Origin of the sequence: Streptomyces sp. NRRL F-5650 (assembly GCF_000721365.1) — a bacterium.
Classification (GTDB): domain Bacteria; phylum Actinomycetota; class Actinomycetes; order Streptomycetales; family Streptomycetaceae; genus Streptomyces; species Streptomyces ardesiacus.
Genome location: NZ_JOGV01000016.1, coordinates 112,539 through 133,810, shown reverse-complemented (window position 1 = coordinate 133,810; position 21,272 = coordinate 112,539). Strand labels below are relative to the sequence as shown.

18 protein-coding genes are annotated in these 21,272 nt (G+C 71.9%); 15 read left to right on the top strand and 3 right to left on the bottom strand.

Features of this window, described 5'->3' with window-relative positions; all coding sequences use genetic code 11:
• Positions 1-77: 77 nt before the first annotated feature.
• Together IG88_RS0116970 and IG88_RS0116965 are read right to left on the bottom strand one after the other, a co-directional pair.
• A complete protein-coding gene (locus tag IG88_RS0116970) occupies positions 78-1,307 on the bottom strand; it encodes a DUF349 domain-containing protein (protein ID WP_031041286.1) in 1,230 nt (409 codons plus the stop codon).
• A gap of 135 nt (positions 1,308-1,442) precedes the next feature.
• Entirely contained in the window at positions 1,443-2,276 is an 834-nt protein-coding gene (locus IG88_RS0116965) for a peptidylprolyl isomerase (RefSeq protein WP_031041284.1), read from the bottom strand.
• 183 nt (positions 2,277-2,459) lie between these two features.
• On the opposite strand from IG88_RS0116965, the gene IG88_RS0116960 reads away from it, so the two are divergent.
• The 5 genes from IG88_RS0116960 to rpsD all read left to right on the top strand — a co-directional run bounded on the left by IG88_RS0116960 (position 2,460) and on the right by rpsD (position 7,634).
• Positions 2,460-3,167: an MBL fold metallo-hydrolase gene (locus IG88_RS0116960; RefSeq protein WP_031041281.1), complete on the top strand. Its 708-nt coding sequence runs from the start codon at positions 2,460-2,462 to the stop codon at positions 3,165-3,167.
• An 11-nt stretch (positions 3,168-3,178) separates the two neighbouring features.
• Entirely contained in the window at positions 3,179-4,441 is a 1,263-nt protein-coding gene (gene hisS, locus IG88_RS0116955; protein ID WP_031041278.1) for a histidine--tRNA ligase, read from the top strand.
• Positions 4,442-4,637: 196 nt separating this feature from the next.
• Positions 4,638-5,300, top strand: a complete 663-nt coding sequence (locus IG88_RS0116950) for a vitamin K epoxide reductase family protein (RefSeq protein ID WP_031041275.1) — start codon at positions 4,638-4,640, stop codon at positions 5,298-5,300.
• A 69-nt stretch (positions 5,301-5,369) separates the two neighbouring features.
• Positions 5,370-6,725 carry a replication-associated recombination protein A gene (locus IG88_RS0116945; RefSeq protein WP_031041272.1) on the top strand — a complete coding sequence of 452 codons (1,356 nt, stop codon included), beginning with the start codon at positions 5,370-5,372 and terminating at the stop codon, positions 6,723-6,725.
• Positions 6,726-7,019: 294 nt separating this feature from the next.
• Positions 7,020-7,634 carry a 30S ribosomal protein S4 gene (gene rpsD / locus IG88_RS0116940; RefSeq protein ID WP_030185023.1) on the top strand — a complete coding sequence of 205 codons (615 nt, stop codon included), beginning with the start codon at positions 7,020-7,022 and terminating at the stop codon, positions 7,632-7,634.
• Positions 7,635-7,683: 49 nt separating this feature from the next.
• On the opposite strand, the gene IG88_RS0116935 is transcribed toward rpsD, so the two are convergent.
• Positions 7,684-9,873 carry an ATP-binding protein gene (locus IG88_RS0116935; protein ID WP_031041269.1) on the bottom strand — a complete coding sequence of 730 codons (2,190 nt, stop codon included), beginning with the start codon at positions 9,871-9,873 and terminating at the stop codon, positions 7,684-7,686.
• Positions 9,874-10,038: 165 nt separating this feature from the next.
• On the opposite strand from IG88_RS0116935, the gene IG88_RS0116930 reads away from it, so the two are divergent.
• From IG88_RS0116930 to IG88_RS0116885, 10 genes are all read left to right on the top strand, one after another.
• Positions 10,039-10,488: a DUF948 domain-containing protein gene (locus tag IG88_RS0116930; RefSeq protein ID WP_076973493.1), complete on the top strand. Its 450-nt coding sequence runs from the start codon at positions 10,039-10,041 to the stop codon at positions 10,486-10,488.
• A 7-nt stretch (positions 10,489-10,495) separates the two neighbouring features.
• Complete coding sequence (locus IG88_RS0116925) at positions 10,496-10,867, top strand: hypothetical protein (RefSeq protein WP_031041265.1); 372 nt, start codon at positions 10,496-10,498, stop codon at positions 10,865-10,867.
• Entirely contained in the window at positions 10,867-13,539 is a 2,673-nt protein-coding gene (gene alaS / locus IG88_RS0116920) for an alanine--tRNA ligase (RefSeq protein ID WP_031041263.1), read from the top strand. The genes IG88_RS0116925 and alaS overlap by 1 nt, the downstream gene beginning before the upstream one ends.
• A gap of 35 nt (positions 13,540-13,574) precedes the next feature.
• Positions 13,575-14,039 carry a Holliday junction resolvase RuvX gene (ruvX, locus tag IG88_RS0116915; protein ID WP_361673103.1) on the top strand — a complete coding sequence of 155 codons (465 nt, stop codon included), beginning with the start codon at positions 13,575-13,577 and terminating at the stop codon, positions 14,037-14,039.
• Between the two features lie 127 nt (positions 14,040-14,166).
• The gene (gene mltG / locus IG88_RS0116910; protein WP_037836064.1) at positions 14,167-15,927 is read left to right on the top strand and encodes an endolytic transglycosylase MltG; all 1,761 of its coding nucleotides are present in this window, start codon (positions 14,167-14,169) and stop codon (positions 15,925-15,927) included.
• Complete coding sequence (locus IG88_RS0116905; protein ID WP_031041257.1) at positions 15,908-16,747, top strand: shikimate dehydrogenase; 840 nt, start codon at positions 15,908-15,910, stop codon at positions 16,745-16,747. The genes mltG and IG88_RS0116905 overlap by 20 nt, the downstream gene beginning before the upstream one ends.
• A gap of 520 nt (positions 16,748-17,267) precedes the next feature.
• Positions 17,268-18,452, top strand: coding sequence for a chorismate synthase (gene aroC, locus IG88_RS0116900; RefSeq protein ID WP_031041255.1), 1,185 nt, complete (start codon positions 17,268-17,270; stop codon positions 18,450-18,452).
• Positions 18,449-18,964 (top strand): shikimate kinase, encoded by a 516-nt coding sequence (locus IG88_RS0116895; RefSeq protein WP_031041254.1) that lies wholly within the window; start codon positions 18,449-18,451, stop codon positions 18,962-18,964. The genes aroC and IG88_RS0116895 overlap by 4 nt, the downstream gene beginning before the upstream one ends.
• On the top strand, positions 18,961-20,052 hold the full coding sequence (aroB, locus tag IG88_RS0116890) for a 3-dehydroquinate synthase (protein ID WP_031041251.1): 1,092 nt from the start codon (positions 18,961-18,963) through the stop codon (positions 20,050-20,052). The genes IG88_RS0116895 and aroB overlap by 4 nt, the downstream gene beginning before the upstream one ends.
• A 166-nt stretch (positions 20,053-20,218) precedes the next feature.
• On the top strand, positions 20,219-21,139 hold the full coding sequence (locus tag IG88_RS0116885; protein ID WP_031041247.1) for a Pro-rich N-terminal domain-containing protein: 921 nt from the start codon (positions 20,219-20,221) through the stop codon (positions 21,137-21,139).
• Positions 21,140-21,272: the final 133 nt, after the last annotated feature.

Below are 21,272 nucleotides of genomic sequence, written 5' to 3'. Positions count from 1 at the left end.
AACGCACCCAGCACATACGACGAGGGGCTTCCGTACGCACCGTACGGAAGCCCCTCGTCGTATGCGGTCCGCGACCGTCAGCCGCCGAACTCGTGCAGGCCCTTGAGCGCCTGGTCCAGCAGTGCCTGGCGGCCCTCCAGTTCGCGCGCGAGCTTGTCGGCCCTCGCGTCGTTGCCCTGGGCGCGGGCCTGCTCGATCTGGGCGCGCAGCTTGTCCACGGCGGCCTGGAGCTGTCCGGTCAGACCCTCGGCACGCGCGCGTGCCTCCGGGTTGGTCCGGCGCCACTCGGCCTCCTCGGCCTCCTGCAGGGCCCGCTCGACGGCGTGCATCCGCCCCTCGACCTTCGGCCGGGCGTCGCGGGGCACGTGACCGACGGCCTCCCAGCGCTCGTTGACCGAGCGGAAGGCGGCGCGGGCCGCCTTGAGGTCGGTGACCGGGAGGAGCTTCTCGGCCTCCTCGGCCAGCTCCTCCTTGAGCTTCAGGTTCTCCGCCTGCTCGGCGTCCCGCTCGGCGAAGACCGAGCTGCGGGCGGCGAAGAACACGTCCTGGGCACCGCGGAAGCGGTTCCACAGGTCGTCCTCGTGCTCGCGCTGGGCGCGGCCGGCGGCCTTCCACTCGGACATCAGGTCGCGGTAGCGCGCGGCCGTCGGCCCCCAGTCCGTCGAGTTCGACAGTGCCTCGGCCTCGGCGACCAGCCGCTCCTTGGTGCGGCGGGCCTCCTCGCGCTGCGCGTCGAGCTGGGCGAAGTGCTGCTTGCGGCGCTTGGAGAACGCCGAGCGCGCGTGCGAGAAGCGGTGCCACAGCTCGTCGTCGGACTTGCGGTCCAGGCGCGGCAGGCCCTTCCAGGTGTCGACCAGGGACCGCAGCCGCTCCCCGGCCGCCCGCCACTGGTCCGAGCGGGCCAGCTCCTCGGCCTCGGCGACCAGGGCCTCCTTGGCGCCGCGTGCTTCGTCGGACTGCTTGGCGCGCTGGGCCCTGCGCTCCTCGCGGCGTTTCTCCACGAGCGCGACGAGCTTGTCCAGCCGGGCCCGCAGCGCGTCCAGGTCACCGACCGCGTGGTGCGCGTCCACCTGCTCGCGCAGGTGGTCGACGGCGGTCTGGGCGTCCTTGGCCGACAGGTCGGTGGTCTTCACCCGCTTCTCGAGGAGGCCGATCTCCACAACCAGGCCTTCGTACTTGCGCTCGAAGTAGGCCAGCGCCTCCTCGGGGGAGCCTGCCTGCCAGGATCCGACGACCTTCTCGCCGTCGGCCGTACGCACGTACACGGTCCCCGTCTCGTCGACGCGGCCCCACGGGTCGCTGCTCACAGCGCCTCCTCCACATGATGCCTGCGGAGGGCTTCGCCACCCCCGGGCATCGTCCACAGTTTCGTCACGGCCAACATAGGCGACCGGCGGGTGGCCTGTCCGCATCCCGCACGACCGAACTTTCGCTGATGAGGGTCAGGATTTCGTGACCGTGGCCTTGTTGATCACGACCGTCGCGTTCGGCGCGGTGTTGCCGGTCGTCGGGTCCGCGGGCTGGGCCCCCGCGGCGGCGATCTTCTTCAGGACCGTCATGCCCTCCTCGGAGACGGTGCCGAACGGGGTGTAGCTCGGGGGGAGCTGGCTGTTCTGGTACACGAGGAAGAACTGGCTGCCGCCGGAGTCCGGCTGACCGGTGTTCGCCATCGCCACCGTGCCCGCCGGGTACGTGTTGTCCTTGAGGCTCTTGTCCTTCAGGTTCTCGTCCGGGATGTTGTAGCCGGGGCCGCCGTTGCCCTGGGCGGTGGGGTCGCCGCACTGGAGGACGTAGATGCCCTCGGTGGTCAGCCGGTGGCACTTCGTGTGGTCGAAGTAGCCCTTGCCCGCCAGGAAGTCGAACGAGTTGACCGTGTGCGGTGCCGCCTTCGCCTTCAGCGCGATGTCTATGTCACCGCACGTGGTCTCCAGCTTCATCGTGTACTTCGCCGACTCGTCGACGCTCAGCTCCGGTTCCTTCTTCCAGGTCTGCGTCTTGGCCTTGCCCTCGGCCGGCTTGTCGCAGGGGTCCGGCGCCTTGCTGGTCGCCGACGCGCTCGGCGTGACCTCCGCGCTCGCGTTCGTCTTGTCGTCGTCGTCCCCGAGGACCACCCCGGTCGTGTACAGCGCGACACTGCCGATCAGAATCACGCCGAGCACCGACGCGATCGCGGCGTTGCGCATGCGCGCCTTGCGTCGCGCGCTGGTACGTCGCTGCTGCTGCCGCAAGAACTTCTCCCGGGCGAGCTGACGCCGCCGCTGCTCCTGGCTGACCACCGGGTTCTCTCCTCGTGCGTCTTCGTGTGCCGACCGGTACGCGTGGGTGCGATGAGCCGACCGTGGGCGTGTAGCCCCGTACCGTATATGGGTTCGCTGAGGAATCGGCACCGCCGGTAGGCTCTGACCTTGGGCGCGACCCGTTCGCAAGCCCGCCCGAACCGACCCAAACGAAGGACGATCGTGCTCATTGCCGGGTTCCCCGCCGGGGCCTGGGGGACGAACTGTTATCTCGTCGCCCCCGCCGCCGGTGAGGAGTGCGTGATCATCGACCCGGGCCACCAGGCGGCCCCCGGCGTCGAGGACGCGATCCGCAGACATCGGCTCAAGCCCGTCGCCGTCGTCCTCACCCACGGCCACATCGACCACGTCGCCTCGGTCGTCCCGGTGTGCGGCGCCCACGACGTGCCCGCCTGGATCCACCCCGAGGACCGCTACATGATGAGCGACCCCGAGAAGGGCATCGGCCGCGCCATCGGCATGCCGCTCATGGGCGAGCTGACCGTGGGGGAGCCGGACGACGTCAAGGAGCTGACCGACGGCGCGAAGCTGGAGCTGGCGGGCCTGGAGCTGACCGTCGCGCACGCCCCGGGCCATACCAAGGGGTCGGTGACCTTCGGCATGCCCGAGGCGGCGGACGTCCCGCCGGTCATGTTCTCGGGCGACCTGCTGTTCGCCGGCTCCATCGGACGCACCGACCTCCCCGGCGGCTCCATGGACGACATGCTCGAGTCCCTGGCACGCGTGTGCCTGCCGCTCGACGACTCGACCGTGGTGCTGTCCGGACACGGCCCCCAGACGACCATCGGCCAGGAACGCGCCACCAACCCGTACTTGCGGCAGGTGGCCGCCGGCCAGGGCGCCCCGAACGCGCCCCGACGAGGAATGTGACGAGACCTTCCGTGAGCACCTTCAAGGCCCCCAAGGGCACGTACGACCTGCTGCCGCCCGACTCCGCCAAGTTCCTGGCCGTCCGGGAGGCGATCGCCGCCCCGCTGCGCAACTCCGGCTACGGCTACATCGAGACGCCCGGTTTCGAGAACGTCGAGCTGTTCGCGCGCGGCGTCGGTGAGTCGACCGACATCGTGACCAAGGAGATGTACGTCTTCGAGACCAAGGGCGGCGACCGCCTCGCCCTGCGCCCGGAGACCACCGCGCCCGTGCTCCGCGCGGTCCTGGAGGCCAACCTGCACAAGGCGGGCAACCTGCCGGTGAAGGTCTGGTACTCGGGCTCGCAGTACCGCTACGAGCGCCCCCAGAAGGGCCGTTACCGCCACTTCTCCCAGGTCGGCGCCGAGGCGATCGGTGCCGAGGACCCGGCCCTGGACGCCGAACTGATCATCCTGGCCGACCAGTCGTACCGCGCGCTCGGCCTGCGGGACTTCCGCATCCTGCTCAACTCCCTCGGCGACAAGGAGTGCCGTCCCGTCTACCGGGCCGCGCTCCAGGACTTCCTGCGCGGACTCGACCTCGACGAGGACACCCTGCGCCGCGCCGAGATCAACCCGCTGCGCGTGCTGGACGACAAACGCCCCGAGGTCCAGAAGCAGCTCACCGACGCCCCGCTGCTGCGCGACTACCTGTGCGACGCCTGCAAGGCGTACCACGAGGAGGTGCGCGAGCTGATCACGGCGGCGGGCGTGGTCTTCGAGGACGACCCGAAGCTGGTCCGCGGCCTGGACTACTACACCCGCACGACCTTCGAGTTCGTCCACGACGGCCTCGGCTCCCAGTCCGCGGTGGGCGGCGGCGGCCGCTACGACGGCCTGTCCGAGATGATCGGCGGCCCCTCCCTGCCCTCGGTCGGCTGGGCCCTCGGGGTCGACCGCACCGTCCTCGCCCTGGAGGCGGAGGGCATCGAACTGGACATCCCCTCCGCGACCTCCGTCTTCGCGGTCCCGCTGGGCGAGGAGGCCCGCCGGATCCTCTTCGCCAAGATCACGGAGCTGCGCAAGAACGGCGTCGCCGCCGACTTCTCCTACGGCGGCAAGGGACTGAAGGCCGCGATGAAAGCCGCCAACCGCTCGGGCGCCCGCTACACCCTGGTCCTGGGCGAGCGCGACCTCGCCGAGGGTGTCGTCCAGCTCAAGGACATGGAGTCCGGCGAGCAGACCGCGATCGGCGTCAACGAGATCGTCGCGGAGCTGGAGTCGCGGCTCGGCTAGCCGACCCGGGCATCTCTCCAGGGGCACGGATTTCGTTCGCGTGTGCCCCTGGGGAACGGGCGTTGGCCGGAACGTGCCGCCACGGGGTGATCGCCGTCCCTTTCATAGGCTCATCGAACGGTGCCCCTACAGGCTTGTGCGGCACAATGGCCCCTGCCCGAAGCAGGTCCCACTCCCCAGTGACGGAATCGGCGTGATGAGCAAGACGACAGTGAAGGACGCCTCCACCGTGGCAGAGCCCGCGCCGGACAGCGGCACCCGCACCCCGCGCACCGAGGGCGGCAGCCGCGCCCTCGCCCTGCTGCTGGTGATCACGGGCGCCGCCGGACTGCTCGCCGCCTGGATCATCACGATCGACAAGCAGAAGATCCTCGAGGCCAAGCTCGCCGGCACCACGTTCACCCCCGGCTGCAGCCTCAACCCGGTCGTCTCCTGCGGCAACATCATGGAGAGCGACCAGGCCTCCGCCTTCGGCTTCCCCAACCCGATGCTCGGCCTCGTCGCCTACGGCATCGTCATCTGCGTCGGCATGAGCCTGCTCGCCCGTGCCGCCTACCCGCGCTGGTACTGGCTCACCTTCAACGCCGGCTGCCTCTTCGGTGTCGGGTTCGTCTCCTGGCTGCAGTTCCAGTCGCTGTACCGGATCAACTCGCTGTGCCTGTGGTGCTGCCTGGCCTGGGTGGCCACGATCCTGATGTTCTGGTACGTGACGTCCTTCAACGTCCGCAAGGGCTTCCTGCCCGCGCCGGCCTGGCTGCGCGGCTTCTTCGGCGAGTTCACGTGGGTCCTGCCGGTGCTGCACATCGGCATCATCGGCATGATGATCCTCACCCGGTGGTGGGACTTCTGGACGAGCTGACCGTCCTGCCGCAGCGGTGGACCCACCGGGCCCGCCGCGTTGTCGGTGCGGTCCTTTAGGGTTCAAGGCGTGGAGCCCGATCTGTTCACCGCCGCAGCCGAAGAACGCCAGGAGAAGGACCCGACCGGCAGCCCCCTCGCCGTGCGGATGCGCCCGCGCACCCTCGACGAGGTCGTCGGCCAGCAGCACCTGCTCAAGCCCGGATCCCCCCTGCGCCGCCTGGTCGGAGAGGGCGCGTCCGGCCCCGCGGGGCCGTCCTCGGTCATCCTCTGGGGCCCGCCCGGCACCGGCAAGACCACGCTGGCCTACGTCGTGTCCAAGGCCACCAACAAGCGGTTCGTGGAGCTGTCGGCGATCACCGCGGGCGTCAAGGAGGTCCGCGCGGTCATCGACGGCGCCCGCCGGGCGGTCGGCGGGTACGGCAAGGAGACCGTCCTCTTCCTCGACGAGATCCACCGCTTCAGCAAGGCCCAGCAGGACTCCCTCCTCCCGGCCGTGGAGAACCGCTGGGTCACCCTGATCGCCGCCACCACCGAAAACCCCTACTTCTCGGTGATCTCCCCGCTGCTCTCCCGCTCCCTCCTGCTCACCCTCGAACCCCTCACCGACGACGACATCCGGGACCTGCTCCGCCGCGCCCTGGGCGACGAGCGCGGCCTCAAGGGCGCCCTCGCCCTCCCCGAGGACACCGAGGACCACCTGCTGCGCATCGCCGGCGGCGACGCCCGGCGTGCGCTGACCGCCCTGGAGGCCGCCGCCGGGGCCGCGCTCGACAAGGGCGAGTCGGAGATCGCCCTGACCACGCTGGAGGAGACGGTCGACCGCGCCGCGGTGAAGTACGACCGCGACGGCGACCAGCACTACGACGTCGCCAGCGCCCTGATCAAGTCCATCCGCGGCTCCGACGTCGACGCCGCCCTGCACTACCTGGCCCGGATGATCGAGGCCGGCGAGGACCCCCGCTTCATCGCGCGGCGCCTGATGATCTCCGCCAGCGAGGACATCGGCCTCGCCGACCCGAACGCGCTGCAGATCGCCGTCGCCGCCGCCCAGGCCGTCGCCATGATCGGCTTCCCCGAGGCGTCCCTCACCCTCAGCCACGCCACCATCGCCCTGGCCCTGGCCCCCAAGTCCAACGCCGCGACCACCGCCATCGGCGCCGCCCTGGACGACGTGCGCAAGGGCCACGCCGGGCCGGTTCCCGCGCACCTGCGGGACAGCCACTACAAGGGCGCGGGCAAGCTGGGGCACGGGCAGGGGTACGTGTACCCGCACGACCTGCCCGAGGGCATCGCCGCCCAGCAGTACGCCCCGGACGGGCTGAAGGACCGCACGTACTACACGCCGACCCGGCACGGCGCCGAGGCCCGCTACGCGGACGCGGTGGAGTGGACCCGCGGGCACCTCGGTCGCAAGCCCTCCTGAGCAGCCTGTAGACTCGCCCGGAGTGCCGAGTCCCGTGCTGTCAGAACGGGACAGCCGGCCGGAACCCCCAGCGGGTTCCAGGAGCGTCGCGCACCGTCGATCGGTGTCGCGGGCAGCCCACCACCACCCGGTTCCGGGAGCGGTCGGTGGGCCACTCGCGTGCTGCACGTATGTGCCCAGACCAGGGGAGCGGCTGCCCGGCAGGTCCCGAGCGGACCCGGCGGGATTCCCCGGCTGCGGATTGCGACCTCCCTCAACCCTGACAAGCCGGAAACTAGAGAAGAGACACAGACAGTGGCGAACCAGTCCCGCCCCAAGGTCAAGAAGTCGCGTGCCCTCGGCATCGCGCTGACCCCGAAGGCCGTCAAGTACTTCGAGGCCCGCCCCTACCCGCCGGGCGAGCACGGCCGCGGCCGCAAGCAGAACTCGGACTACAAGGTCCGTCTGCTCGAGAAGCAGCGTCTGCGCGCGCAGTACGACCTCAGCGAGCGCCAGCTCGTCCGCGCCTACGAGCGTGCCTCCAAGACCAACATGAAGACCGGCGAGGCCCTGGTCATCGAGCTCGAGCGCCGTCTCGACGCGCTGGTCCTGCGTTCGGGCATCGCCCGCACGATCTACCAGGCCCGCCAGATGGTCGTCCACGGCCACATCCAGGTCAACGGCCAGAAGGTCGACAAGCCGTCCTTCCGCGTCCGCCCGGACGACGTGGTGCAGGTGCGCGAGCGCTCCAAGGAGAAGACGCTCTTCACCATCGCCCGCGAGGGCGGCTTCGCCCCCGACGGCGAGACCCCGCGCTACCTCCAGGTGAACCTCAAGGCCCTGGCGTTCCGCCTGGACCGCGAGCCGAACCGCAAGGAGATCCCGGTGATCTGCGACGAGCAGCTCGTCGTCGAGTACTACGCCCGCTGATCCGGCACACCCGCCGCATCAAACAGGCGCAGTACCCACCCGCGGTACCTCAGCCCGCCGTCTCCCCGCCCCTCCGGGTGGGGGAGGCGGCGGGCTTCGCCGTGCGGGCGCCCGCCACGGACCGCCCCCCGGCGGCCGTGCGCGGCGCCGGCAGCGAGACCGGCGACCCGGGCCGCCGCAGCGCCCGCGCCACCGCCTCCCGGCGGCCCAGCCGCGCCCCGTGCCGCACGCACTGCTCGTACCGCTCGTCGCCCAACTGCTCCCGGGCCGCCGCCTCGCACAGTTCGTGCGGCGCGTTGTAGTGCGCCGAGCCGAACAGCGGCAGACCCACCGACGGCCACATCCGCCCCGCCGCACCCTGCAGCACCGCCGCCTCCGCCGCGTCGCCCTCCGCCGCCGTGACCAGGGCGAGCAGCTCCACCGCCAGCACCGAGCCGAGCTGGTCGCGGAAGCGGTGCGCACCGCCCAGGCAGTCGGCCAGCAGCTCCCGGGCGCGCACCGGATCGCCCTCGCTCCAGGCCGCGTACGCCAGCACGTACAGGGCGTACCCCCGGGCCCAGCGCTCGCCGTGGTCCTCGCACACCTGGCGCACGTCCTCGCACAGGCGCACCGCGTCCGGCAGGTCGCCCTGGAACGCCCGGGCCATCGCCAGTTCCACCTGGCCCATCAGCACGTTGCTGTTCAGTTCGCCGATCTCCCGGTACCGGTGCAGCGCGGAGCGCAGCAGCGTCTCCGCGCGCGGCAGGTCGTCCGTCACCAGCGCCAGGCAGCCGCTGCGGTGCTCCGCGTACGCCACGGCCGTCGGGTTCGCCGAGCGTTCCGCCTCCTCGCGGCACTCCTGGAGCGCCGCCAGTGCGGGCACCGTGTCGCCCTGGAGGATCGCCACGTACGCGAGCACCCACAGTGCCTTCAGCCGGGACTGCTCGCCCGCCGTCGGCTCCGCCTCCAGCCGTACCGCCTGCTCCAGCCAGTGCCGCCCCTCCGACAGCCGTCCGCAGCCGACCCAGTGGAACCACAGGGCGCCCGCCAGGTACTGGCCCAGGTGCCCGCCGGCAGGATCGTTGAGGCAGTGCTCCAGGGCGCTGCGCAGATTCGGCAGCTCGGCGTCCACCCGCGTGGCGACCTCCGCCTGGCGCGGCGAGAACCACTCCAGCTCGCACCAGGTCGCCAGGCCCACGTACCAGTCCCGGTGCCGCCGCCGCAGCCGGTCCGCGTCGCCGGTCGCCGTCAGCCAGCCGGCGCCGTAGGCCCGCACGGTGTCGAGCATCCGGTAGCGCACCCCGGCCGGGGACTCCTCGCGGGTCAGCACGGACTGGGCGAGCAGTGCGGAGACCACGTCGAGCACCTCGTCGGCGGTCAGTCCGTCCCCGCTGCACACGTACTCGGCGGCCTCCAGGTCGAACGACCCGGTGAACACCGACAGCCGCGCCCACAGCAGCCGCTCCGGCGGTGTGCACAGCTCGTGGCTCCAGCCGATCGCCGTGCGCAGCGTCCGGTGCCGGGGCAGCGCGGTGCGGTCCCCGCCCGTCAGCAGCCGGAACCGGTCGTCGAGGCGGCGCAGCACCTGTCCCGGCGACAGCGTGCCGAGCCGCCCCGCCGCCAGCTCGATCGCCAGCGGGATCCCGTCCAGGCGCCGGCACAGCTCGCGCACCTCCCGCTGGTCCGCGTCGGGGCCGGCGGCGTAGCCGCAGGTGACGTGCCGCTGCCCGGCCCGGACCGTCAGCAGCTCCACCGCCTCCTCCGTGCCCAGCGGGGCCAGCGGAACCAGCCGTTCCCCGGCCACGTCCAGCGGTCTGCGCCCCACCGCCAGCACCCTGAGCCCGGGGGCGCGGCCCAGCAGCTCGGTCACCAGCGACGCGCAGGCGTCCGCCAGGTGCTCGACCCCGTCCAGGACCAGCAGCAGCTCCCGCTCGGCCAGGTGCTCGAGCAGCGTCTCGCGCGGCAGCCGGGTGGTGTGGTCGGTCAGGCCCAGCGCCTCCACGACCGCGTAGTCGACGAACTCCTCGTCGCGCACCGGCGCCAGTTGCACCCGCCACACCCCGTCCCGGGGCGAGCGGCGTCCGGCCGCCCGCGCGGCCAGCCGTGACTTGCCGACACCACCGGCCCCGGTGACGGTCACCAGCCGGGCCGAGTCCAGTGCCGCGGCCAGCTCCGCGAGCTCGGCCGCCCTGCCCACGAACACGTCGAGTTCCAGCGGTAGATTGCCGTGCGGGACGCCGTCGCGCCGAAGGTCTCGCATGAGACACGGAGCGTACTGAACCGTATTCACTCCGTACAATCGCCTTGCGCGGCCCGGTCGAAGCGCGCCGCGCGCGGCGGGGAATCCGGTACGGAGCCCCGCGCCCGGCGCGATAGGCTCGGTGCACGACTTTCCCGATGTTCAGGCACGTCTTTGAGGGAGCGGGTGCACACAGTGTCCGGTGGCGAGGTGGCCGGGATCCTGGTGGCCGTCTTCTGGGCGATCCTGGTCTCCTTCCTCGCCGTCGCACTGGCGAGGCTGGCCCAGACGCTCAGGACGACCACCAAGCTCGTGGCGGACGTGACCGACCAGGCCGTTCCGCTGCTGGCCGACGCCTCGGCGGCGGTGCGCAGCGCGCAGACCCAGATCGACCGGGTCGACGCGATCGCCTCCGACGTCCAGGAGGTCACCTCGAACGCCTCGGCGCTGTCCACCACCGTGGCCTCCACCTTCGGCGGCCCGCTGGTCAAGGTCGCGGCGTTCGGGTACGGCGTGCGCCGGGCACTCGGCGGTCGCAAGGAGGACATGTCCGCCCCGGCGGCACAGGCGCGGCGCACGGTGATCGTGGGCCGTACGCTCCCGGCCGCGCGGCGGACGAAGCGGAAGAAGGGCTGACCGAGCGATGTTCCGCCGTACGTTCTGGTTCGGCACCGGCGTGGCCGCCGGTGTGTGGGCCACCACCAAGGTCAACCGGAAGCTCAAGCAGCTCACCCCCGACAGCCTCGCCGCCACCGCGGCGAACAAGGCACTCGACGTGGGCACCCGCGTCAGGGACCGCGCGGTGGGCTTCGCGCTCGACGTCCGCGACAACATGGCCCAGCGGGAGGCCGAACTGGACGACGCGCTGGGCCTGAACGCCCCCGTCGACCCGGAACTCCCCGCCCCCCGGCGCCGCCACGCCATCGAGAACCACCACAGCAGCAACCCGAAGCACGTCGTCGACGACGCCACGGCGTACCCGACGTACTCGTACAACCGGAATGAGGACCACTGATGGAGTCGGCCGAGATTCGTCGCCGCTGGTTGAGCTTCTTCGAGGAGCGCGGTCACACCGTCGTCCCTTCGGCGTCGCTCATCGCGGACGACCCGACTCTGCTCCTCGTCCCGGCCGGCATGGTGCCCTTCAAGCCCTACTTCCTGGGTGAGGTCAAGCCGCCCTTCGACCGTGCCACCAGCGTCCAGAAGTGCGTGCGCACCCCGGACATCGAAGAGGTCGGCAAGACCACCCGCCACGGCACGTTCTTCCAGATGTGCGGCAACTTCTCCTTCGGCGACTACTTCAAGGAAGGCGCCATCAAGTACGCCTGGGAGCTGCTCACCAGCCCCCAGGACAAGGGCGGTTACGGACTCGACCCCGAGCGCCTGTGGATCACCGTCTACCAGGACGACGACGAGGCCGAGCGCATCTGGCACGACGTCGTGGGCGTCCCCTCCGAGCGCATCCAGCGCCTCGGCAAGAAGGACAACTACTGGTCCATGGGCGTCCCCGGCCCCTGCGGCCCCTGCTCCGAGATCAACTACGACCGCGGCCCCGAGTTCGGCGCCGAGGGCGGCCCCGCCGTCAACGACGAGCGGTACGTGGAGATCTGGAACCTCGTCTTCATGCAGTACGAGCGGGGCGAGGGCATCGGCAAGGAGGAGTTCGAGATCCTCGGCGAACTGCCGAGCAAGAACATCGACACCGGCCTCGGCCTGGAACGGCTCGCCATGATTCTGCAGGGCGTGCAGAACATGTACGAGATCGACACCTCCATGGCCGTCATCAAGAAGGCCACCGAACTGACCGGCGTGGCCTACGGCGACGCCCAGGCCTCGGACGTCTCCCTGCGCGTGGTCACCGACCACATGCGCACCTCCGTGATGCTCATCGGCGACGGGGTCACCCCCGGCAACGAGGGCCGCGGCTACGTGCTGCGCCGGATCATGCGCCGCGCGATCCGCAACATGCGCCTGCTCGGCGCGACCGGCCCGGTCGTCAAGGACCTCATCGACGTCGTGATCGGCATGATGGGCCAGCAGTACCCCGAGCTGATCACCGACCGCGAGCGGATCGAGAAGGTCGCCCTCGCCGAGGAGAACGCCTTCCTCAAGACGCTGAAGGCCGGCACCAACATCCTCGACACCGCCGTCAGCGACACCAAGGCCGCCGGCGGCACCGTGCTCGCCGGTGACAAGGCGTTCCTGCTCCACGACACCTGGGGCTTCCCGATCGACCTCACCCTGGAGATGGCCGCCGAGCAGGGGCTGTCCGTGGACGAGGACGGCTTCCGGCGCCTGATGAAGGAGCAGCGGGAGCGGGCCAAGGCCGACGCCCAGGCCAAGAAGACCGGCCACGCCGGCGCCGGTGCCTACCGGGAGATCGCCGACAAGGCCGGCGCCACCGACTTCGTCGGCTACACGGACACCGAGAGCGAGTCCACGATCGTCGGCATCCTCGTCGACGGTGCCTCGTCCCCGGCCGCCACCGAGGGCGACGAGGTCGAGATCGTGCTGGACCGCACCCCGTTCTACGCCGAGGGCGGCGGCCAGATCGGCGACACCGGCCGGATCCGGGTCGACACCGGCGCCGTCATCGAGATCCGCGACTGCCAGAAGCCGGTCCCGGGCGTCTACGTGCACAAGGGCGTCGTCCAGGTCGGCGAGGTCACCGTCGGTGCCAAGGCCCAGGCATCGATCGACGACCGCCGCCGCAAGGCCATCGCCCGCGCCCACTCGGCCACCCACCTCACCCACCAGGCCCTGCGCGACGCCCTCGGCCCGACGGCCGCGCAGGCCGGTTCCGAGAACCAGCCCGGCCGCTTCCGCTTCGACTTCGGCTCGCCGTCCGCCGTGCCGACGGCCGTGATGACCGACGTCGAGCAGAAGATCAACGAGGTGCTCGCCCGCGACCTCGACGTGCGCGCCGACGTCATGGGCATCGACGAGGCCAAGAAGCAGGGCGCCATCGCCGAGTTCGGCGAGAAGTACGGCGAGCGCGTGCGCGTCGTCACCATCGGCGACTTCTCCAAGGAGCTGTGCGGCGGCACCCACGTGCACAACACCGCCCAGCTCGGCCTGGTCAAGCTGCTCGGCGAGTCCTCCATCGGCTCCGGGGTGCGCCGCATCGAGGCCCTGGTGGGCGTGGACGCCTACAACTTCCTCGCCCGTGAGCACACGGTCGTCGCCCAGCTCCAGGAGCTGATCAAGGGCCGTCCGGAGGAGCTGCCGGAGAAGGTCTCCGCGATGCTCGGCAAGCTCAAGGACGCCGAGAAGGAGATCGAGAAGTTCCGGGCCGAGAAGGTCCTCCAGGCGGCCGGGTCGCTCGCCGACTCCGCCAAGGACGTCCGCGGTGTGGCCCTCGTCACCGGTCAGGTCCCCGACGGGACCACCGCCGACGACCTGCGCAAGCTGGTCCTCGACGTGCGCGGCCGCATCCAGGGCGGCCGGGCCGCGGTCGTGGCCCTGTTCACCACGGTGAACGGCAAGCCCCTCACGGTCATCGCGACCAACGAGGCCGCCCGCGAGCGCGGCCTCAAGGCCGGTGACCTGGTGCGCACGGCCGCCAAGACCCTCGGCGGCGGTGGTGGCGGCAAGCCCGACGTCGCTCAGGGCGGCGGCCAGAACCCGGCCGCCATCGGCGAGGCCGCCGAAGCCGTCGAGCGCCTCGTGGCGGACTCGGCCAAGTGAGCACGTCCGAGCACGACCAGTCCGACGGCCCGGTGATGCGCCGGGGCCGCCGCCTGGCGATCGACGTGGGCGACGCCCGTATCGGGGTCGCGTCCTGCGACCCCGACGGCATCCTCGCCACGCCGGTGGAGACCGTCCCCGGCCGCGACGTGCCGGCGGCACACCGCCGCCTGCGGCAGCTCGTCGCGGAGTACGAGCCGATCGAGGTCGTCGTCGGTCTCCCCCGTTCGCTCAAGGGGGGCGAGGGCCCGGCCGCGGCCAAGGTCAGGCGCTTCACCCAGGAGCTGGCCAAGGGCATCGCGCCCGTACCGGTCCGGCTGGTGGACGAACGGATGACGACGGTCACCGCCAGCCAGGGGCTGCGCGCCTCCGGGGTGAGGTCCAAGAAGGGGCGGTCCGTCATCGACCAGGCCGCCGCTGTGATCATCCTCCAGCAGGCACTGGAATCCGAACGGGTGTCAGGCAGGCCCCCGGGCGAGGGCGTCGAAGTGGTCATCTGATCGCGGTACGGTAACGTTCCGCGCGATGCGGAGGCATTCGAACAGCCACCGCACAGCAAGAGGCGGAACGGAAGCGGGCCCTTCGGCACAGGCCACGTCCCCGTCGCCTCGCGGCCCTAGGGGATCGATGACTGAGTATGGCCGGGGCCCAGGCTCCGAACCGTGGCATCCCGAGGACCCGTTGTACGGGGACGGTGGATGGGGCGGACAGCAGGCCCACGCGGGCATGCAGTCCCCCTACGGCGGCCAGCCGCAGCAGTACCCGGAGCAGCAGGCGCAGCAGCAGTACGCCGACTGGAGCAACGGCGGCCGGCCGGCGTACGGCGGCGGGCAGCCCCAGTACGACCAGTACGGGCACCAGCACCCCGAGCCGCGGCACGACCAGTACGGTCATCAGTACGACCAGCAGCAGTACCAGCAGCAGTACGGTCAGCACCAGTACGACCAGCAGTACGCGCCGCAGGCCCAGCCGCAGCAGGGGTACGACAACGGCGGCTGGGACGGCGGCACCCACCCCCAGGCGCACTACCCGGCGGACCCGTCCGACCCCTACGGACAGCAGCAGCCCGGCGGATACGGCGCCGAACAGCCCGACTACTACGGCACCCCGGAGGCGTACCCGCCGCCGGAGCCGCCCACCCGCCGGCGCGCCGAGCCCGAGCCGCAGCGCACCGACTGGGACCCCGGACCGGACGAGGGGGAGCACGCCTTCTTCGCGGGAGGGGGCGGCGACGAGGGCGACGACGCTGCGGACGACGGCCGTCACGACCGCGGGGACCGCAGGGCCCGGGGTGGCGGAAAGCCCAAGAAACGCCGCAGCGGATGCGCCTGCCTGGTGGTCTGCCTGGTGCTCGGCGGCGGCGTGGCGGGCATCGGGTACTTCGGCTACCAGTTCTACCAGGATCGTTTCGGCGCGGCCCCGGACTTCGCGGGCTCCGGCAACGGCGAGCAGGTGACCGTCACCATCCCCAAGGGCGCCGGCGGCTCCACGATCGGCCAGGAACTCAAACGCCAGGGCGTGGTGAAGAGCGTCGACGCCTTCATCGCCGCCCAGCAGAGCAATCCGCGCGGCAAGAGCATCCAGGACGGCGTGTACACGCTGCAGAAGGAGATGTCCGCCGAGAGCGCGGTCGAACTGCTGCTCAGCCCGAAGAGCCGCAGCAACCTGATCATCGCCGAGGGCAAGCGCAACGCCGCCGTCTACGAGCTCATCGACAAACGCCTCGGCGTGAAGGCGGGGACCACCGCCAAGGTCGCCAAGTCCGAGTACAAGAACCTCGGCCTGCCCGAGTGGGCGCTGAACCACAAGGACGTCAAGGACCCCCTGGAGGGCTTCCTCTACCCGTCCAGCTACTCGGCGGCCAAGGGGCAGAAGCCCGAGGACGTGCTCAAGCAGATGGTGGCACGCGCCAACGAGCAGTACGACAAGCTCGGCCTCGAACAGAAGGCGCAGGGACTCGGCCTCAAGGGTCCGTGGGAGCTGCTCACCACCGCGAGCCTCGTGCAGGCGGAGGGCAAGACGCACGAGGACTTCCGGAAGATGGCCGAGGTCATCTACAACCGGCTCAAGGAGTCCAACACCGAGACGAACCAGAAGCTCCAGTTCGACTCGACGTTCAACTACCTGATGGGCCAGAGCAAGATCCACATCAGCGAGTCCGAGATCAACAGCAACATGGACCCGTACAACACCTACACCAACCGGGGCCTGCCGCCCGGCCCCATCGGCAATCCCGGCGACGAGGCCCTGCAAGCGGCGGTCAACCCCACCGAGGACGGCTGGATCTACTTCGTGGCCACCGACGGAGTGGACAAGACCGAGTTCGCCAAGACCCACGACGAGTTCCTGAAGCTGAAGGACAAGTTCGATGCCAGCCACGGCAACTGACCGGCGCCGGGCCGCGGTGCTCGGCTCCCCGATCGCCCACTCCCTCTCGCCGGTGCTGCACCGCGCCGCCTACGCGGAGCTGGGCCTCACGGACTGGGCGTACGACCGCTTCGACGTCGACGAAGCGGCGCTGCCCGGCTTCTTCGCGGAGCTGGGGCCCGAGTGGGCGGGGCTGTCGCTGACCATGCCGCTCAAGCGGGCGGTCATCCCGCTGCTCGACTCGGTCAGCGAGACCGCGGCCTCCGTCGACGCGGTGAACACCGTGGTGTTCGGCGAGGACGGCCGCAGGACCGGCGACAACACGGACATCCCCGGCATCGTCGCCGCCCTGCGCGAGCACGGCATCGAGAAGGTCGAGACCGCCGCGGTCCTCGGCGCCGGCGCCACCGCGTCCTCGGCACTGGCAGCTCTGGCCCGGATCTGCTCCGGCGAGGTCGCCGTCTACGTGCGCAGCGCGGCACGCGCCGCCGAGATGCGGGGCTGGGCGGAGCGGCTGGACGTCGCCGTGCGCATCGCCGACTGGGCCGACGCGGAGGAGGCGCTGCACGCCCCGCTGGTCGTCGCCACCACACCGGCCGGCGCCACCGACGCGCTCGCCGCCGCCGTCCCCGGGAGGCCGGCCACCCTCTTCGACGTGCTCTACGAACCGTGGCCCACCGCGCTCGCCGCCCGCTGGTCGGCCTGCGGCGGGGCCGTCGTCAGCGGCCTGGACCTGCTGCTCCACCAGGCGGTGCTCCAGGTGGAGCGTATGACCGGCTGTGCTCCCGCGCCGCTGGCCGCCATGCGCAAAGCGGGGGAGCAGGCGCTCGCGCACCGCTAGCGTCCCGTCCGGTTCCGCAGGAGGCGGATCCGGAGGGGGCACGTTCCATGGCCACGGGGCCTGCCGCCGGCCTCGGCCACGAGCCAGATCTTCGAGGCCGCCCTGGGCTCCCTGCCCGGCCGGGCACAGAGCACGGTGCTCGCGCCGGCCGGGCACAGCCTCCCGGGCGCGGCCCACCACGAGCAGGCACCGGCGCCGACCACCCGGGACCCTGGGCGCGGGCGCGGCCGGGGGAGCGCGGTGCGGACTTCCTCGGCCCTGCGCCCCGGCGCGACGGCGGGAGCGCGGCGCGGACCTCCTCGCTTCCCACGTTCCTCCGCGGCAGCAACGCAACGCTCCCGCGTGACGCCGCCGGTGTCCCGCGCGTCCGTCCGGCAGATGGACCGGCGACCGGGTCCCGCCGCCGGACGTGGGAGGATCGGAGGCGGCGGACCGGGGCCGCGCACCCGGTCGGACCGTCGCGTACACGGAGAAGACGCGTACGCGGGGCATACCGGGGCGCGAGCACTGAGGAGCACCGTTGAGCAGGTTGCGCTGGCTGACCGCGGGGGAGTCCCACGGTCCCGCACTCGTCGCGACGCTGGAGGGACTGCCCGCCGGCGTGCCGATCACCACCGACATGGTGGCGGACCACCTCGCGCGGCGGCGGCTCGGCTACGGGCGCGGCGCGCGGATGAAGTTCGAGCGCGACGAAGTCACCTTCCTCGGCGGTGTCCGGCACGGCCTGACGATGGGCTCGCCCGTCGCCGTCATGGTCGGCAACACCGAGTGGCCCAAGTGGGAGAAGGTCATGGCGGCCGACCCGGTGGACCCGGAGGTGCTGGCCGGCCTCGCCCGCAACGCCCCGCTGACCCGGCCGCGCCCCGGCCACGCGGACCTGGCCGGCATGCAGAAGTACGGCTTCGACGAGGCCCGTCCGGTGCTGGAGCGTGCCTCGGCCCGGGAGACGGCGGCGCGTGTCGCGCTGGGCGCGGTGGCCCGTTCGTACCTGAAGGAGACGACGGGGATCGAGATCGTCAGCCATGTCGTCGAGCTGGCCTCGGCGAAGGCGCCGCACGGCGTGTACCCGACCCCGGACGACGTCGAGCGGCTGGACGCCGACCCCGTGCGCTGCCTGGACGCGGATGCGTCCGAGGCGATGGTCGCCGAGATCGACCAGGCCCACAAGGACGGCGACACCCTCGGCGGCGTCGTCGAGATCCTCGCCTACGGCGTGCCGGTGGGCCTCGGCTCGCACGTCCACTGGGACCGCAAGCTCGACGCGCGGCTCGCGGGCGCGCTCATGGGCATCCAGGCGATCAAGGGCGTCGAGATCGGCGACGGCTTCGAGCTGGCCCGCGTGCCCGGGTCACGGGCCCACGACGAGATCGTGGGCACGCCCGACGGCATCCGCCGGGTCTCCGGCCGCTCCGGCGGCACCGAGGGCGGCCTCACCACCGGTGAGCTGCTGCGGGTGCGCGCCGCGATGAAGCCGATCGCGACCGTGCCGCGCGCCCTGAGGACCGTCGACGTGACCACCGGCGAGGCGGCGCAGGCCCACCACCAGCGCTCCGACGTGTCCGCGGTGCCCGCCGCCGGCATCGTCGCCGAGGCCATGGTGGCCCTGGTCCTCGCCGACGCGGTGGCGGAGAAGTTCGGCGGCGACAGCGTCACCGAGACCCGTCGCAACGTGCGCTCCTACCTCGACCACCTGGCCATCCGGTGAGCGCGCCGCTGATCGTCCTGGTCGGACCGATGGGCGTCGGCAAGTCCACCGTCGGGCAACTGCTCGCCGAGCGGCTGGGCGCCGGATTCCGGGACACGGACGAGGACATCGTCGCCGCCCAGGGACGGAGCATCGCCGAGATCTTCGTGGACGAGGGCGAGAGCGCCTTCCGGGCCCTGGAGAAGGAAGCGGTGCGCGGCGCGCTCGCCGAGCACGACGGGGTCCTCGCCCTCGGCGGCGGTGCCGTGCTGGACGCCGGGACGCGCGCGCTGCTCGCCGGGCAGCGGGTCGTCTACCTCTCGATGGACGTCGAGGAGGCCGTCAGGCGCACCGGTCTGAACGCGGCCCGCCCGCTGCTCGCGGTCAACCCGCGCAAACAGTGGCGCGAGCTGATGGAGGCCCGCAGGCACCTCTACGAGGAGGTCGCCACGGTCGTCGTGGCCACGGACGGCCGCACGCCGGAGGAAGTCACCCAAGCCGCCCTGGATGCAGTGGAGTTGAAGGACGTATGAGCGAGGCAGTCACCCGGATCCAGGTCGGCGGCACCGCCGGGTCCGACCCCTACGAGGTCCTGGTGGGCCGTCAGCTCCTGGGCGAGCTGGCCGGCCTGATCGGTGCCAGGGCCAAGCGGGTCGCGGTGATCCACCCCGAGGCGCTCGCCGAGACCGGTGACGCGCTGCGTGCCGACCTCGCCGAGCAGGGCTACGAGGCGATCGCCGTCCAGGTGCCCAACGCCGAGGAGGCCAAGACCGCCGAGGTCGCGGCGTACTGCTGGAAGGCGCTCGGCCAGTCCGGGTTCACCCGCACCGACGTCGTCGTCGGGGTCGGCGGCGGCGCCACCACCGACCTGGCCGGGTTCGTGGCCGCGACCTGGCTGCGCGGGGTGCGCTGGATCGCCGTCCCCACCACCGTGCTGGCCATGGTGGACGCGGCCGTCGGAGGCAAGACCGGCATCAACACCGCCGAGGGCAAGAACCTCGTCGGCTCCTTCCACCCGCCGGCCGGTGTCCTGTGCGACCTGGCCGCCCTGGACTCGCTCCCGGTCAACGACTACGTCTCCGGGCTGGCCGAGGTCATCAAGGCCGGCTTCATCGCCGACCCGGCGATCCTCGACCTGATCGAGTCCGACCCGCAGGCCGCACGGACCCCCGCCGGGCCGCACACCGCCGAGCTGATCGTGAGGTCCATCAACGTCAAGGCCGAGGTCGTCTCTTCCGACCTCAAGGAGGCGGGCCTCAGGGAGATCCTCAACTACGGCCACACCCTCGGCCACGCCATCGAGAAGAACGAGCGCTACAAGTGGCGCCACGGCGCCGCCGTCTCCGTCGGCATGCACTTCGCCGCCGAACTGGGCCGCCTGGCCGGACGGCTCGACGACGCGACCGCCGACCGCCACCGCAGCATCCTCGAGGCCGTCGGACTGCCGCTGCACTACCGGTACGACCAGTGGCCCAAGCTGGTCGAGAACATGAAGGTCGACAAGAAGTCCCGCGGCGACCTGCTGCGCTTCATCGTCCTGGACGGCCTCGCCAGGCCCACCGTGCTGGAAGGCCCCGACCCGGCCGTCCTCCTCGCCGCCTACGGTGAGGTGGGCGAGTAGTACCCCAGTGTGCCCTTCCGTCCGATTCGCCCTGCCGGACGGGCACTTCGGACCGCCCCGGGCCGTTCACCAAACAACGGCCGGGGGCGGTACCGTTCGGTAGCAGAACGGCGGGCCCCTTCCCGCCGCCAGCGCCCATCGCCTGTACGAGACGGAGTGGCACCGGATGCAGTACCCAGTGGGTTCTCCGCTGCCGCCGCCCCACCAGCCGGGGCACGGACCCGCCCTCGGCTGGTCCCCGGCCGCACACCACCCTGGCTCCCCCCAGGGACCCGCCCCCGTACCGCCCCCGGCGCCGGGCTACCCCACGGCACCGCGCCGGGCCCCGGCCCCGCAGCAGCCCGGACCGGCGCCCGCCCCGCACCAGCCGGTCTCCGGGCCCGCCTCCCCTCCGCCGGGCCCGGTACCGCACCCGCCGGCCTCCGCCGCGCCGGTGCCGGACACCACCGGCCACGTGCCGTTGCCGCCGGGCGCCCCGGTGGCCGTGCCCAGCGTGCCGCCCGCCGCGGCCGCCGCGCCCGACCCCACCACGACCACCCTCGCGGTACTGCTCATAGGACCGGCGGGGGCCGGCAAGACCAGCGTGGCCAAGTACTGGGCGGACCACCGCCGGGTCCCCACCGCGCACATCAGCCTCGACGACGTCCGCGAATGGGTCCGCTCCGGCTTCGCCGACCCCCAGACCGGGTGGAACGAGCACTCGGAGGCCCAGTACCGCCTCGCCCGCCGCACCTGCGGCTTCTCCGCGCGCAACTTCCTCGCCAACGGCATCTCCTGCATCCTCGACGACGCCGTCTTCCCGGACCGCCCGGTCGTCGGCCTCGGCGGCTGGAAGCGGCACGTCGGCCCCGGCCTGCTCCCGGTCGTCCTCCTGCCGGGCCTGGACATCGTCCTGGAGCGCAACGCCGAACGCAGCGGCAACCGCCGCCTCACCGACGAGGAGGTCGCCCGCATCCACGGCCGCATGGCGGGCTGGTACGGCTCCGGCCTCCCGATCATCGACAACTCCCAACTCGACATACCGGAAACCGCCCAGCTCCTCGACGAGGTCCTCTCCCGTTCCATAGCGAGTCCCCCGAACTGGTAGGCGCCGGTGAGGAAAGCGTCCCCAAGGGGCGCGGGGAACTGCGCGAGAAACCCCCACCGGCGTCCAGACGCCACACAGCACAAGCCCCCACCCCAAGGGGCGCACCCCGCGATTCCCCGGCCCCGCCCACTCG

What these genes read in the sequence shown, in the direction of transcription:
- IG88_RS0116885 (WP_031041247.1), top strand. Translation starts at nt 20,219, where the DNA reads ATGCAGTACCCAGTGGGTTCTCCGCTGCCGCCGCCCCACCAGCCGGGG.
- IG88_RS0116935 (WP_031041269.1), bottom strand. Translation starts at nt 9,873, where the DNA reads ATGCGAGACCTTCGGCGCGACGGCGTCCCGCACGGCAATCTACCGCTG.
- IG88_RS0116950 (WP_031041275.1), top strand. Translation starts at nt 4,638, where the DNA reads ATGAGCAAGACGACAGTGAAGGACGCCTCCACCGTGGCAGAGCCCGCG.
- aroB (WP_031041251.1), top strand. Translation starts at nt 18,961, where the DNA reads ATGAGCGAGGCAGTCACCCGGATCCAGGTCGGCGGCACCGCCGGGTCC.
- mltG (WP_037836064.1), top strand. Translation starts at nt 14,167, where the DNA reads ATGACTGAGTATGGCCGGGGCCCAGGCTCCGAACCGTGGCATCCCGAG.
- ruvX (WP_361673103.1), top strand. Translation starts at nt 13,575, where the DNA reads ATGCGCCGGGGCCGCCGCCTGGCGATCGACGTGGGCGACGCCCGTATC.
- alaS (WP_031041263.1), top strand. Translation starts at nt 10,867, where the DNA reads ATGGAGTCGGCCGAGATTCGTCGCCGCTGGTTGAGCTTCTTCGAGGAG.
- IG88_RS0116905 (WP_031041257.1), top strand. Translation starts at nt 15,908, where the DNA reads ATGCCAGCCACGGCAACTGACCGGCGCCGGGCCGCGGTGCTCGGCTCC.
- IG88_RS0116925 (WP_031041265.1), top strand. Translation starts at nt 10,496, where the DNA reads ATGTTCCGCCGTACGTTCTGGTTCGGCACCGGCGTGGCCGCCGGTGTG.